At 67.6% G+C, this 13,778-nt stretch carries 10 protein-coding genes; 1 reads left to right on the top strand and 9 read right to left on the bottom strand.

Going from position 1 to position 13,778, the window contains the following annotated elements; genetic code table 11:
- The first annotated feature begins 171 nt into the window (after positions 1 to 171).
- Positions 172 to 2,550 (top strand): Tex family protein, encoded by a 2,379-nt coding sequence (locus BM115_RS09320; RefSeq protein ID WP_092292919.1) that lies wholly within the window; start codon positions 172 to 174, stop codon positions 2,548 to 2,550.
- 52 nt (positions 2,551 to 2,602) lie between these two features.
- Here the strand turns inward: BM115_RS09320 and BM115_RS09315 are convergent, their stop codons facing one another.
- From BM115_RS09315 to BM115_RS09275, 9 genes are all read right to left on the bottom strand, one after another.
- Positions 2,603 to 4,195 carry a hypothetical protein gene (locus BM115_RS09315; RefSeq protein ID WP_092292917.1) on the bottom strand — a complete coding sequence of 531 codons (1,593 nt, stop codon included), beginning with the start codon at positions 4,193 to 4,195 and terminating at the stop codon, positions 2,603 to 2,605.
- A 93-nt stretch (positions 4,196 to 4,288) separates the two neighbouring features.
- Positions 4,289 to 6,187 carry a potassium transporter Kup gene (locus BM115_RS09310; RefSeq protein ID WP_092292915.1) on the bottom strand — a complete coding sequence of 633 codons (1,899 nt, stop codon included), beginning with the start codon at positions 6,185 to 6,187 and terminating at the stop codon, positions 4,289 to 4,291.
- A gap of 347 nt (positions 6,188 to 6,534) precedes the next feature.
- Positions 6,535 to 7,257 carry a branched-chain amino acid ABC transporter ATP-binding protein gene (locus BM115_RS09305; RefSeq protein ID WP_092292913.1) on the bottom strand — a complete coding sequence of 241 codons (723 nt, stop codon included), beginning with the start codon at positions 7,255 to 7,257 and terminating at the stop codon, positions 6,535 to 6,537.
- Positions 7,254 to 8,021 (bottom strand): ABC transporter ATP-binding protein, encoded by a 768-nt coding sequence (locus BM115_RS09300; RefSeq protein ID WP_092292911.1) that lies wholly within the window; start codon positions 8,019 to 8,021, stop codon positions 7,254 to 7,256. Before BM115_RS09300 ends, BM115_RS09305 begins: the two co-directional genes overlap by 4 nt.
- Positions 8,018 to 9,094: a branched-chain amino acid ABC transporter permease gene (locus BM115_RS09295; RefSeq protein ID WP_092292909.1), complete on the bottom strand. Its 1,077-nt coding sequence runs from the start codon at positions 9,092 to 9,094 to the stop codon at positions 8,018 to 8,020. Before BM115_RS09295 ends, BM115_RS09300 begins: the two co-directional genes overlap by 4 nt.
- A gap of 16 nt (positions 9,095 to 9,110) precedes the next feature.
- On the bottom strand, positions 9,111 to 9,977 hold the full coding sequence (locus BM115_RS09290) for a branched-chain amino acid ABC transporter permease (RefSeq protein ID WP_092292907.1): 867 nt from the start codon (positions 9,975 to 9,977) through the stop codon (positions 9,111 to 9,113).
- A 42-nt stretch (positions 9,978 to 10,019) separates the two neighbouring features.
- Entirely contained in the window at positions 10,020 to 11,234 is a 1,215-nt protein-coding gene (locus BM115_RS09285) for an ABC transporter substrate-binding protein (protein WP_092292904.1), read from the bottom strand.
- 24 nt (positions 11,235 to 11,258) lie between these two features.
- Complete coding sequence (locus BM115_RS09280) at positions 11,259 to 12,086, bottom strand: alpha/beta fold hydrolase (protein WP_092292902.1); 828 nt, start codon at positions 12,084 to 12,086, stop codon at positions 11,259 to 11,261.
- Between the two features lie 9 nt (positions 12,087 to 12,095).
- Positions 12,096 to 13,697 (bottom strand): benzoate-CoA ligase family protein, encoded by a 1,602-nt coding sequence (locus BM115_RS09275; protein WP_092292900.1) that lies wholly within the window; start codon positions 13,695 to 13,697, stop codon positions 12,096 to 12,098.
- Between the last annotated feature and the right edge of the window lie 81 nt (positions 13,698 to 13,778).

Raw genomic sequence — 13,778 nt, 5'->3', positions numbered from 1 at the left:
GGGTGGGCCCAGGGTGGGGTCCGGGGGAGGCTGGCACGGGGCTGGCGCGGGGTTGGGTGGCCCGCCCGGGCGCGGTGTCGCGGAACAGGCACGTGAAAAGCCGTCTTCCCGTCACCGGCAGCGCCGTGCGCTTGTGGCAAAATGCCCCGCTTTCGACCGACTAGTTTCCCGATGTCCAACTTGCCTGCTTCCGTCTCGCAAAAGATTGTGTCGCTCATCGCGGCAGAACTGTCCGTGCAACCGCGCCAGGTGGCGGCAGCCGTCGCGCTGCTGGACGAAGGCGCCACCGTGCCGTTCATCGCCCGCTACCGCAAGGAAGTGACTGACAACCTGGACGATACGCAGCTGCGTAACCTCGAGGAGCGCCTGCTGTACCTGCGCGACATGGAGGACCGCCGCGCGACGATCCTGGCGTCGATCGAGGAACAGGGCAAGATGACCGACGCGTTGCGCGCCGCCATCGAGGCCGCCGACACCAAGCAGACGCTGGAAGACCTGTATCTGCCGTACAAGCCCAAGCGCCGCACGCGCGCCCAGATCGCCCGCGAATGCGGCCTGGAGCCGCTGGCCCAGGCGCTGCTGGCCGATCCCACGCTGGACCCGCAGGCCGAAGCCGCCAAGTTCGTCAACGGCAACCCCACCGCCGACGGCGGCGTGCCCGACGTCAAGGCCGCGCTGGACGGCGCGCGCGACATCCTCTCCGAACAGTTCGGCGAAACCGCTGAATTGCTAGGCAAGCTGCGCGAGCACCTGTGGAACCACGGCGTGGTCGCCTCCACGGTGATGGAAGGCAAGGAAGGCGCCGAGGAAGAGAAATTCCGCGATTACTACGCCTATAGCGAGACCATCCGCACCGTGCCGTCGCACCGGGCGCTGGCGCTGTTCCGCGGCCGCAACGCGGGCGTGCTGATGGTGAAGCTGGGCCTGGGCGAGGAACAGGACGCGATGGTGCCGCACCCGTGCGAAGGCATGATCGCGCGCCATGTGGGCATCGAGAACCGGAACCGTCCGGCAGACAAGTGGCTGGGCGACGTGTGCCGCTGGTGCTGGCGCGTGAAGGTGCAGCCGCATATCGAGACCGAACTGCTGACGCAACTGCGCGAAACCGCCGAGAACGAGGCCATCAAGATCTTCGGCCGCAATCTGCATGAGCTGCTGCTGGCCGCGCCGGCCGGCCCGAAGTCGGTGATGGGCATCGACCCGGGCATCCGCACCGGCTGCAAGATCGCCGTGGTCGACCATACCGGCAAGCTGCTGGACACCGCCACGATCTACCCGCACGAGCCCCGCCGCGACTGGGAAGGCTCGCTGGCCACGCTGGCCCGCCTGGCGAAACAGCACAACGTGGCGCTGGCCTCCATCGGCAACGGCACGGCCAGCCGCGAGACCGACAAGCTGGTGCAGGACCTGATGAAGCGCGCCCCGGAACTGAAGCTGACCAAGATCGTGGTCAGCGAGGCCGGCGCCTCGGTCTACTCGGCTTCCGAGCTGGCCGCCAAGGAATTCCCGGAGCTTGACGTGTCGCTGCGCGGCGCGGTGTCGATCGCCCGCCGCCTGCAGGACCCGCTGGCCGAACTCGTGAAGATCGATCCGAAGTCGATTGGCGTGGGCCAGTACCAGCACGATGTGAACCAGCGCGAGCTGGCACGCGCGCTGGACGCCGTGGTGGAAGACTGCGTGAACGCCGTGGGCGTGGACGTGAACACCGCCTCGGCCCCGCTGCTGGCCCGCGTGTCGGGCCTGAACACGGTGCTGGCGCGCAATATCGTCGAATTCCGCGATGCCAACGGCGCGTTCCCGAACCGCGATGCGCTCAAGAAGGTGCCGCGCCTGGGCGACAAGACGTTCGAGCAGGCCGCCGGCTTCCTGCGCATCAACACGGGCGACAACCCGCTGGACCGCTCGTCGGTCCACCCGGAAGCGTATCCGGTGGTGCAGCGCATTCTGGATCACATCAAGAAGGGCCTGCCCGACGTGATGGGCAACCGCGACGCGCTGCGCGGCGTGACCGCCCAGCAGTTCACCGACGAGACCTTCGGCCTGCCGACGGTGCGTGACATCCTGACCGAACTCGAGAAGCCGGGCCGCGACCCGCGTCCCGAGTTCAAGACCGCGACGTTCCAGGACGGCGTGGAGGACATCAAGCACCTCCAGCCGGGCATGGTGCTCGAAGGCGTGGTGACCAACGTGGCCGCCTTCGGCGCCTTCGTGGACATCGGCGTGCACCAGGACGGGCTGGTCCACATCTCGGCGCTTTCCACCAAATTCGTGAAAGACGCGCACGAGGTGGTCAAGGCCGGCCAGATCGTCAAGGTCAAGGTGATGGAGGTGGACGTCAAGCGCAACCGCATCGGCCTGACCATGCGTATGGACGACGAGCCGGGCCAGGCCGCGCCCCGCGCCGGTGGCGAACGGAGCGATCACCGCGGCGGCCAGCGCCACGGTGGCCATGGCGGTGGCGGTGGTGGCGGCAAGGGGTTCGGCGGCGGCAAGCGCGAACCCGAAGTGGCCGGCGCCATGGCGGCAGCCTTCGCCAAGCTCAAGCGCTGATCCACCCGGGCGGCCACCCCACACACCGGGCCGGCCGCCCCGCCCCCCCCCCTCACAGCGGATTGATGATCCCGCTGGGCTGCTGGACCCGCGTGGGTCCGATGATGCTGTTGAACAGCAGGTCGCCATCCGGCAGGAACTGCATCACCGCGTAGAAGCCGTTGCCCCAGATCCCGGTTCCGAGGATGGTCTGGTGCACGGTGGCGCCGGTATTCCAGTCCAGCCCCGTCACCACCCATCCCCAGCCGTTCTGGTAGTAGCCGTTCGTGAACACGAGGTTCGAGCCCGCGCTGATGGCGGGCACCATCGAGTTCGACGAAATGTCGCTGCGCGCCCAGCTCGAGGCCCACGCATGGGTCAGCGGGTTCCACGCAAAGCGCTCGACGCCAATCGGCGACGGCAGCAGCGGCCCCCGGATCAGTCCATCCACGATCGCACTCGTCCCGCTTCCGGTACTGCCGTCCGCCGCAGACACGTTATTGACGACGAAGGCGCCGTAACCGTTCACCGCGACCGACTGGTCGGTCTGGATGGCGTACCCGGCCGGCAAGCCGCAATTCACCTGGATCTGCCCCGCCAGGCGGTTGGTGAAGCCGGCGGGAATCTGGTCGCGCCAGAACGCCAGCAGGCTCATGCGTGTGAGGCCGTCGGTGATGACCACGAGTTTGTCGGGATCGGTGCCGAAGCCCATCAGGGTCGGCGTGCTGCCCGAGCCTGAGCCGAAGATGGTCGGGAAGGTGTCGCCGCTGGGATAGGCGCTGCTCCACGCGCCGTCCGCCGCGTTCTGGGACAGCGCGCTGCCGGTCCAGACGAGTTTTCTCAAGATCTTGTCGGAAACGACATAAATCCCATTGTTCTCGTCGACGGCGGCGGAATTGCTGACGCTCTCGTCCGCGCCGAGCGTGACCGTATGCACCGGCCCCGTGAACGACCGGTCGACAATCGACACGGACCGCGTGCCCAGCACCACCAGCTTGCCGTCATAGGTCATCACCACGCCGGCCAGGTTCTCGCCGGGCTGGAGGAAGGTGGTGGCGTTCAGCGACCGCACCACGCTGATCCCCAGCAGGGGCACGGCCGGCACGTTCAGCGCGAGGGCCAGGATCTGGTTGCCGCTATTGATATAGAGGACGTTGTTGTTGTCCACCACGCCGTAGGCGCTGGGAATGCCGCCGGTGGGCAGCAACTGCGCCACGATGGCCTGGGCCTGGGCGATGGTGCCGATCGGATTGGTCAGCAGGCCGAGCAAGCTGGTCTGCAACGTGGCCGTCGCGCCCGGCAGGAGCGCCCGCGCCACGGGCGTGAAGGCGTCGTTGGCCACCGAGATATAGGTCACGCCCGTCGGCGACACGCCCCACATGTAGTTGGGCGATGTCGACGCGAAGGTCATGATGTTGACCGGCCCGTTCGTCGCCTGGGAAAGCTGCAACGGCGGCGGTGGCGCCACGGTGCGCGAGCCGCCGGTCACCGCATAGGGGAAGGTGTCGCTCTGGGACGAATCGAAATGGGTGATGGCGTAGGTGGGGGCGGCCAGGAAGGGGTTGGGCACTGGCGTGCCCGCGCTGGCGAACTGGCCGACGCCCGTCATCAGGCCGATGGCGACCGCCATCCGGCGCCAGCTGCGTACCGTGCAGAATCTGAACATGAGAGGCTCCCGGGGGCAAAAAGAAACCCGGCCAGCGGGCCCTACTCCGCTGGCCGGGTTCTCATGTATAGGCGAAGCGCCGCCCCGGAGCGGTCAGATTTCGACCTTGGTCCCCAACTCCACCACCCGGTTCGCCGGGATCGAGAAGAAGTCAGACGGCTTGGCGCCGTTCTGATGCATCCACGCGAAGAGACTTTCCCGCCACATCGACATACCCGGCAGTTTGGACGGAATGACCGACTCGCGGGCGATGAAGAACGACGTCTCCATCAGCTCGAAGGACATGCCCAGCTTGCGCTGCGCGAGGTCCAGCACGCGCTGCACGTCCGGGGTCTCCTTGAAGCCGTATTCGGACTTGAGGATGAACACGCCGCCGCCGAGATCCTTGCAGGTCAGGCGATGGTCGTCATCCACGAACGGGATGTCCCGCGTGACAAAGCTCAGGAACACCACGCGCTCGTGCAGCACCCGGTTGTGCTTGAGGTTGTGCAGCAGGGACACCGGCACCGACTCGGTATTGCCGGTCAGGAACACGGCCGTGCCCTCCACGCGGTGCGGCGGGTGCGCCAGCAGGCCGGCGATGAACGGCTCCAGCGGAATGCCGTCCTCCAGGCTGCGCGCGCGCAGCAGCTTGCGGCCGCTGTACCACGTCATCAGCAGGAAAAACGCCACGCTGCCCATCAGCAGCGGGAACCAGCCGCCCTCGGCCACCTTGAGCAGGTTGGCCGCGAAGAAGGTCAGGTCCACCAGCAGGAAGCCACCGGCCAGCAGGGCCACCAGCACCGGGTTCCACTTCCAGACGCTGCGCATCATGAAGGCGGCCAGGAACGAGGTGATCAGCATCGTCGTGGTCACGGCAATGCCGTAGGCCGCGGCCAGGTTTTCCGATTTCTTGAACGAGATCACCACGGCAATCACCAGCACCAGCAGGATCCAGTTGATCACCGGCAGGTAGATCTGGCCGATCTCGGCCGCCGAGGTGTAGCGGATGCGCATGCGCGGCACGAAGCCGAGCTGGATCGCCTGGCTGGTCAGCGAGAACGCGCCGGAGATCACCGCCTGCGAGGCAATCACGGTGGCGCAGGTCGAGAGCAGCACCATCGGAATCAGCAGCGGCTCCGGCACCATCAGGTAGAACGGGTTGACGGCGGCGGCCGGGTTCTGGAGCAGCATCGCGCCCTGGCCGAAGTAGTTCAGCATCAGGCACGGCATGACCAGGATGAACCAGCCGATGCGGATCGGCCGCGCGCCGAAGTGGCCCATATCCACGTAGAGCGCCTCCGCCCCGGTCAGCACCAGGAACACCGCGCCCAGCACGATGAACGCCTGCAGCGAGTGGTCGATCAGGAAATTGACGCCATAGAGCGGGTTCACCGCCGCCAGGATGCCGGGCGCCTGGATCAGGTTGTAGATACCCAGCGCGCCGAGCGTGATGAACCAGATCGTCATGATCGGGCCGAAGAACTTGCCCACGGTGGCGGTGCCGTGCCGCTGGATCAGGAACAGGATGGTCAGGATCACCAGCGTGATCGGGATCACGAAGTGCGATAGCTGCGGCGCGGCGATCTCCAGGCCCTCCACCGCCGAGAGCACCGAGATGGCCGGCGTGATGACCGCATCCCCGTAGAACATGCACGCGCCGAAGATGCCCATCATCATCAGCATGCGGGCCTTGCGCGAGCGCGGCGTGGCGGTGCGTAGCACCAGCGCCATCAGCGCCAGCACGCCGCCTTCGCCATCGTTGTCCGCACGCATCACGAAGACCACGTACTTCAGCGACACCACGATGATCATCGCCCAGAACAGCAGCGAGATGATGCCTAGCGCGGCGTCCGGCGTGAACGGAATGCCGTGCTCCTTGCTGAAGCACTCCTTGAGGGCGTAGAGCGGGCTGGTGCCGATGTCGCCGAAGACGACGCCGATAGCGGCGATGACGAGGGCCCGGGTACTCGGACTCTCGACGAAATAGTGACTGGTTGCGGATTGAGTCATTGTTTTGGGTCTGGTGGACCGGCTTGCGCCTCCCCGGCCATGGATGGCACCCCAGACAATGTGACGTTCTGGGCACGGGTTCTCTCACGCAAGCGGCTCCGGCCGCTCGGGGGCTTAGTGGCCTCTATTGCATTGCACAAACGGGCGCATTCTAGATGAAGTGAACTAATACGACCACTGTGGAAGATGCCCATCGCGGGCTCGGTGACCGATCAAGGATGGGAAAGAAGCGGCGGCGGGTCAAGGCGGATTCGGGCGGATTGGCCCCCGAAGGGTGCGCCGCACCGCGCACCACCGTTGCGGCACGACCACAAAAGAGATCGATGCGTTACTTGATGCAGGACGGTTCAAACGCCGAGGTAGCGGTCGAGCGCAGCCGGCGCGGCGGCCAGATCGGCGGCGGGGCCGGCCAGTACCACCTGCCCCTTCTCCAGCACCACCACGCGGTCCGCATGGGCCAGCACGGCGCGGTAGTTGCGGTCCACCACCACCGAGGCGATGCCGGTGGCCCGCACCGTCTCGATCACGTGCCAGATCTCCCGCACGATTTTCGGCGCCAGACCCTCGGTGGCTTCGTCGAGCACCAGACAGTCCGGGTTGGTCATCAGCGCCCTGCCGATGGACAGCATCTGCTGCTCCCCGCCCGACAACTGCTGCCCGCCATGGGACAGCCGCTCCTTGAGCCGGGGGAACAGGTCCAGCACGCGCGCCTCGTCCCAGTCCTTGCGGCCATGGCAACCCGCCCGCGCCGCCATCAACAAATTTTCCCGGACCGACAGATTCGGAAAAATGCCACGCCCTTCGGGGACGTAGGCGATGCCGAGCCGCGCCACCTCGTGCGGCTGGGCGCGGGACACATCCCGGCCCGCCACGCGGATATCGCCCTCCCGCTGGCGCACATGGCCCAGCAGGGTCCGCAGCAGCGTGCTCTTGCCCATGCCGTTGCGGCCCAGCAGGCCCACGGTCTCGCCTGCGCCGACGTGGATGTCCACCCCGCGCAGCACATGGCTGGAGCCGTACCAGGCGTTCACGCCGATGGCGTCGATGATGTCCGGCGATGCCGCGCTCATGCGTGGGCCCCTTCTTCTTCCCCGAGGTAGGCCAGCTGCACCGCCTCGTTGGCCCGGATCGCGGCCGGATCGCCGGTGGCGATGACCGCGCCGTTGACCATCACCGTGATGCGGTCGGCTACGGCGAAGACCGCCTCCATATCGTGCTCGACCAGCAGGATCGCGTGGCCGTCGCGCAGGCCGCGCAGCAGGTCCAGCATCCGCGCGGATTCCTCGGCGCCCATGCCGGCCAGCGGCTCGTCCAGCAGCAGCGCCACGGGCTGCGTGGCCAGGCACATCGCCACTTCGAGCTGGCGCTTCTGGCCGTGGGCGAGTTCGCTGGCGAGACGCCCGGCGTGCGCGGCCAGGCCGGCGCGCTCCATGGCTTCGTCGGCCAGCGCGCGGCTGGTGCGGCAGGCCTGCGCCGGCTCCCACAGCCGCCAGGCCCGCTGCGCGCGTGATTGCGCCGCCAGCCGGCAGTTCTCGCGCACGGTCAGCGGCAGGAAGATGTTGTTGCGCTGGTAGCTGCGGCCGATGCCCTGCCGCGCCAGCCGGGGCTGGCTCCAGCCGGTCACGTCCTCGCCCTGCAGCCGCAGGCGGCCGGTGGACGGCGGCAGTTCGCCGGACAGCATATTGATCAGGGTGGATTTGCCGGCGCCGTTGGTGCCGATGACCGCGTGGATCTCGTGCAGGCGCAGCGTCAGGTTCACGCTGTCCACGGCGGTCAGCCCGCCGAAGCGGCGCGTCAGCCCTTCGGCCTGCAACACGGGGATGGCTTCCGTCATACGGCCTCCCGGCTGCGCGCGTGGCTGTCAGCAGCGGCCTCGCCTGCCGCCCCACCATTGCCGCGCCGGCGCGGCGAACGCTGGCGCAGCACGGCCGGCACGCTGACCAGCCCGCGCGGCAGCAACGCCACGGCCACGATGATGAAGCCGCCCATCAGCAGTTGCCAGTGCTTGGTCAGCGTGCTGAACCATTCGGCCAGCAGCACGAACGAGAACGCGCCCAGCACCGCGCCGGCCAGGCTGCCCACGCCGCCCAGGATCACCATCAGCATGGCATTGCCCGACTGGTGCCACGAGGCGATTTCCGGGTTCACGAAGCCGAACTGGATGGCGTAGAGATAGCCCGCCAGCCCCGCGAACACGCCACCGGCCACGAACGCGCCGAGCTGGTAGCGATAGGTGGCATAGCCGGCCGCCCGCATGCGCTGCTCGTTATGACGGATGCCGACCAGCGCGTGGCCGAAGCGCGAGCGCAGCAGCACCGCCAGCGCCACCACCGTCAGCACCAGCGCCACCAGCACCAGCCAGTAGAAGTTCACCGGGTCGTTGACGGTCAGCGGCCGGTCCCGCAGCAGGCTGAATTCGGGCCGGAAGTAGATATAGGTGCCATCGCTGCCGCCGGCGATCTTCGTATCGTGGAACACGAAATAGACCATCTGGGCGAAGGCCAGCGTAACCATGATGAAGTACACGCCGCGCGTACGCAGCACCAGCGCCCCCACCACCAGCGCCAGCGCCCCCGCAGCGCCCAGCGCGCCCAGCAGCAGCAGCCAGCCGTTGCCGGCCCCGCCCTCGGGCGCGAGCATGGCCGTGGCATAGGCCGCCACGGCGAAGTAGGCGGCATGGCCCAGGCTCACCAGCCCGGTGTAGCCAATCAGCAGCTGGAGCGAGAGCGCGAAGATCGCCATGATCATCACCTTGCTCAGCAGCTCGATATAGAACTTGTGGCTGTCGGCGGTCAGCAGCAGCGGCGCCACGGCCAGCACGGCGAGCGCCACGAGCCAGCCCAGCGCCGCCAGCCAAAGCGGCCGGCGCACGTCTTGCAGCGGGGGAGCGGAGAGAGTCGGTTTCATCGATGGAGCACGCAGGTCAGCCGGCCCGGAACAGCCCCTGGGGCTTCCACAGCAGGATCAAGGCCATCAAGACGTAGATCAGCACGCCGGCGGCGTCCTGCCAGAACACCTTGCCGAAGGTATCGACGAAGCCGAGCAGCAGCGAGGCCACCAGCGCCCCCTTGACCGACCCGATCCCGCCAATCACCACCACCACGAAGCAGACAATCAGCACCTGCCCGCCCATGCCCGGGTAGACCGACGACACCGGCGCGGCAATCATCCCCGCCAGCACCGCCAGCGCCACGCCCAGCGCAAACACCAGCCGGTACAGCACGTTCACGTTGATGCCGAGCGACTGCACCATCTCGCGGTTGGTGGCCCCGGCGCGGATCATCATGCCCAGCCGGGTGCGGCGGATGACCCAGTACATCGCCCCCGCCACCAGCAGGCAGACGGCCGAGATGAACAGCCGGTAGACCGGATAGGTCATGTCGTTGCCGATCGGCAGCGCGCCGTCGAGCAGGCCGGGAATCGTCACGCCGTGCACGTCATCGCCTACCAGGATGCTGCGCAGCTCCTCGAACACGAGGATCAGGCCGTAGGTCATCAGCACCTGCTGCAGGTGGTCACGCTGGTAGAGGTAGCTGAAGAACGCCCATTCGAGCACGTAGCCGAACGCCACGGCCAGCACGATGCCGAGCGGCAGCGCGATGAACAGGTTGCCGGTGAGACTGGCCAGCGTGAACGCCAGGTAGGCGCCCAGCATGTAGAAGCTGCCATGGGCGAGGTTGATCACGCCCATGATGCCGAAGATCAGCGTCAGCCCGCTGGCGACCAGGAACAGCAGCAGCCCGTACTGCACGCTGTTCAGGCACTGGATGAGGAAGGAAACGATGTCCATGCTGGGGCCAGTCTCGATTCACGCCGGCGGTGCGCCGGCGCCTTACAGGCGGCAGCCGCGCGCCGGGTCGGCCAGGGCCTTCACCGCCACGCCGCTGACCTTGTTCTCGCGGCCGTCCACCTTGCGCAGGTAGAAGTCCTGCACCGGGTTGTGGGCCTTGGAGAGCGTGAACACGCCGCGCGGGCTGTCGACCTTGGCGGCTTCCATGGCCTTGATGACGTCCGGCTTGCGCGACATATCGCCCTTCACGGCATTGGCGCCGGCGGCCAGCAGCTGCGCGGCGTCGTAGCCCTGCACCGCGTACACATCCGGCTGGAGCTTGTAGGTCTTGGCGTAGTCGGTGCGGAAGGTCTTGTCGCGGGCGTTGGTCAGGCCATCGGCATAGTGCAGCGTGGTTTCCAGCCCCTGCGCCGCCGTGCCCTGGGCCTCCAGCGTGCCATCGGTCAGGAAGCCGGAGCCGTACAGCGGAATCTTGTCCTTGAGCCCAGCCGCCTGCCAGTCCTTGACGAACTTGACCGCGCCGCCGCCGGCGAAGAACACGAACACGGCGTCCGGCTTGAGCGAGGCCACCTCGGTGATCAGCGCCTGGAACTCCACGTTCGGGAACGGCAGGCTCAACTCCTTCACGACCTTGCCGCCCTTGGCCTCGAAGGCTTCCTTGAAGCCCTTCACGGACTGCTCGCCCGCCGCGTACTTCCACGTCAGCGTCACCACCTTCTTCATGCCGCGCTCGGCCAGCACCTGCCCCATGGCATAGCCGGGCTGCCAGTTCGAGAACGAGGAACGGAAAATATTGGCCCCGCACAGCGGCCCGGTGGCCTCGTCGGCGCCGGCGTTCGGAATGATCAGCAGCGTGTTGTTTTCCTTGGCCACCTTGACGATGCCCATCTGCACGCCCGAATGCACCGTGCCCACCACCACGTCGACCTGATCCCGCTTGATCAGCTTGGTGGCGTTCTCGGGGGCCTTGGCCGGGTCCGATTCGTCATCCACCTTGAAATATTCGATGTCGCGCCCGCCCAGCTTGCCGCCCTGCTGCTGCACGTACATGCGGAACCCGTTCTCGATGGCCGAGCCCAGCGCCGCATAGGTGCCGGTGTACGGGAGCATGAAGCCCACCTTGATCTTGCCGCCCGGGGCCGGCTGTGCCGGCTGGGCTGATTGCGCCAGCGCGCTGCCCCCGGCGACCAGCAGCGTGGCGGAAATCGAGGTGACGAGCGATGTAAACAGCGGCCTGCGCAATGCGGTGCGTTGCATGGGTGCTTCCTCCCCGGGGTCGAATTATTTTAAGGTTGAAGTATGTGCCGTTATAAACGCCGCCGAGGCCGCCGTCAACGCCCCCGCCTGGTCGCGATGGGGCGAGTGTCCACAGCGCGCGAGTTTAAGCAGCACGGTCTGCGGGGCATATCGATGGATACCCTCGATCTGCGCCATGGTCCCGTACTCGTCGTCCTCGCCCTGCACGGCCAGCACCGGGCAGCGGATATGGTCGAGCATCGGGCGCAGGTCCCAGTGGCGGAAATCGGCGTTGAGCCAGATATCGTTCCAGCCCCAGAAGGCGGAATCCACGTGGGCGTGGTGGCGCGCCAGCCGGGCGCGCAGGTCGGTGTGGAGGTAGGTCTCGCGCGTGGCGGCGATGCTGTGTACCGAAATGTCTTCCACCATGATGTGGGGGGCGAGCACGGTCAGGCCATCCACATCGTCCGGGAAGCTGGCCGCGTGGATCAGGGCGATGGAGCCGCCGTCGCTGTGGCCCAGCAGCCAGGGCTTGCCGTGGCGGCGTCCGGGGCCGATCTCCAGGGCATCGAACAGGGCCGGCAGCGCCTCGCGCGCCTGGCGGTGCATGAAATCCACGCCCCACTGCTCCTCCGGCGGGCGCGGTGTGGAACGGCCGTAGCCGTAGCGCGAGAAAACCAGCCCGCGAAAATCGCCCGCCTCGCACAGCTTGCGCGGAAAATCGCGCCACATGCTGACTGAGCCGAGGCCCTCATGCAGGAAGACCACGAGGGGCCGATGCTTCCGGCGCGCGGCTATCCACTGGTATTCGATGTCGAGTGTGCGGCCGTCGAACGGCACCTTGACCAGCGCGGTGTCCACGGTAGTCTCCATGGCGGCCCCTCAGGCGTGCCGCGCGGCGTCTTCGCGCTGGCGCAGCCGGAATCGCTGGATCTTGCCCGTGGCGGTCTTGGGCAACTCGTCCACGCACTCGATCTGGCGCGGATATTTGTAGGGCGCCAGCCGCGACTTGACGAAGGCCTGCAGCTCGGCCGCCATGCCGTCGTGCCACTGGTGGCCGGGGCGCATCACCACGAACGCCTTCGGCTTGACCAGCTCGGCGGCATCGGCCACGCCGATCACGGCGGCTTCCAGCACGGCCGGATGCTGGGCCAGCGCCGCCTCCACCTCGAACGGCGAGACGTAGATGCCGCCGACCTTGAGCATGTCGTCGCTGCGGCCGGCGTAGGTGTAGTAGCCCGCTTCATCGCGCAGGTACTTGTCGCCGCTGCGGGTCCAGGCGCCGACGAAGGTGTCGCGGCTCTTTTCGCGATTGCACCAGTACATCAGCGCCGCCGAGGGCCCTTTTATATAGAGGTCGCCGATTTCGCCCGCCGCGCAGGGCTCGCCGCGCTCGTCGAGCAGCTTCAGTTCGTAGCCGGGCACCGGCAGGCCGGTGGTGCCGTAGCGGACCCTGCCGGGCTGGTTCGACAGGAAGATGTGGAGCATCTCGGTGGAGCCGATGCCGTCGAGGATGTCGCAGCCGAAGTGGGCCAGGAAGCGGTCGCCGATGTCACGCGGCAGCGCCTCCCCGGCGGAGGTGCAGACGCGCAGCGCCACGGCATCACGCGGCGGCAGGTCCGGCGCGGCGAGCAGGCCGGCGAACAGCGTCGGCACACCGCAGAAAACGGTAGGACGGTGCGTGGCCAGGCGTTGGAACACCGCCTGCGGCGTGGGCCGCTCGGCCATCAGCACGGTCGTGGCGCCCACCGACAGCGGAAAGGTCAGCGCATTGCCCAGCCCGTAGGCGAAGAACAGCTTGGCGGCCGAGAAGACCACGTCGTCCTCGCGCAGGCCGAGCACCTGCCGCGCGTAGAGGTCGGCGGTGTGGAACAGGTTGCCGTGCGTGTGCACCGTGCCCTTCGGGCGGCCCGTGGAGCCGGAGGAATAGAGCCAGAACGCCATGTCGTCCGGGCCGGTGGCGAGGGCTTCCGTCAGCGGCGGCGCGCTATCCAGCATGGCGGCCACGGTCGGCAAGCCGGTGCTCTCGACATAAGGTGCAGCAATGATCACATCGACGTGGATGCCCGCCTTGTCGATGGCCGCCTGCATCGTGCCGAGCAGCGGCGCGGACACCACCACCGCCCGCGCGCCGCTGTGGTCGAGCATGTAGGCGTAGTCGTCCACGGTCAGCAGCGTGTTCACCGCCACCGGCACCACGCCTGCCAGCAGGCAACCGAGAAACACGGTCGGGAAATCGATGGTATCGAGCGCGCAGAGCAGCACGCGCTCCTCGCGCCGGAAGCCCGCCTGGCGCAGCGCGCCGGCAAAGCGGCGGCAGCGCGCGTCGAGTTCGGCAAAGGTGGTCGGGCCGGTATCGTCGATATAGGCCACCTTGGCGCCACGGCCAGCGGCGAGGTGGCGCGACAACAGGTCATCGGCCGCGTTGTAACGGGCGGGCAGCGCGGCGACGACCGTCTCGGCGCTGGGGGTCGGGGGCGTCATGTCTCCACTCCTCTGGCCGCCCCGGCGATGGCTCGACGGGTGCGGCGGGATCGGCTACAGCGATGGTCTTGTTCTGGCTGT

This window comes from Cupriavidus sp. OV096, assembly GCF_900115455.1.
Lineage (GTDB): Bacteria > Pseudomonadota > Gammaproteobacteria > Burkholderiales > Burkholderiaceae > Cupriavidus.
This window is presented reverse-complemented; position numbering and strand designations above follow the sequence as displayed.

What these genes read in the sequence shown, in the direction of transcription:
- BM115_RS09290 (WP_092292907.1), bottom strand. Translation starts at nt 9,977, where the DNA reads ATGGACATCGTTTCCTTCCTCATCCAGTGCCTGAACAGCGTGCAGTAC.
- BM115_RS09310 (WP_092292915.1), bottom strand. Translation starts at nt 6,187, where the DNA reads ATGACTCAATCCGCAACCAGTCACTATTTCGTCGAGAGTCCGAGTACC.
- BM115_RS09300 (WP_092292911.1), bottom strand. Translation starts at nt 8,021, where the DNA reads ATGACGGAAGCCATCCCCGTGTTGCAGGCCGAAGGGCTGACGCGCCGC.
- BM115_RS09280 (WP_092292902.1), bottom strand. Translation starts at nt 12,086, where the DNA reads ATGGAGACTACCGTGGACACCGCGCTGGTCAAGGTGCCGTTCGACGGC.
- BM115_RS09320 (WP_092292919.1), top strand. Translation starts at nt 172, where the DNA reads ATGTCCAACTTGCCTGCTTCCGTCTCGCAAAAGATTGTGTCGCTCATC.
- BM115_RS09285 (WP_092292904.1), bottom strand. Translation starts at nt 11,234, where the DNA reads ATGCAACGCACCGCATTGCGCAGGCCGCTGTTTACATCGCTCGTCACC.
- BM115_RS09305 (WP_092292913.1), bottom strand. Translation starts at nt 7,257, where the DNA reads ATGAGCGCGGCATCGCCGGACATCATCGACGCCATCGGCGTGAACGCC.
- BM115_RS09315 (WP_092292917.1), bottom strand. Translation starts at nt 4,195, where the DNA reads ATGTTCAGATTCTGCACGGTACGCAGCTGGCGCCGGATGGCGGTCGCC.
- BM115_RS09295 (WP_092292909.1), bottom strand. Translation starts at nt 9,094, where the DNA reads ATGAAACCGACTCTCTCCGCTCCCCCGCTGCAAGACGTGCGCCGGCCG.
- BM115_RS09275 (WP_092292900.1), bottom strand. Translation starts at nt 13,697, where the DNA reads ATGACGCCCCCGACCCCCAGCGCCGAGACGGTCGTCGCCGCGCTGCCC.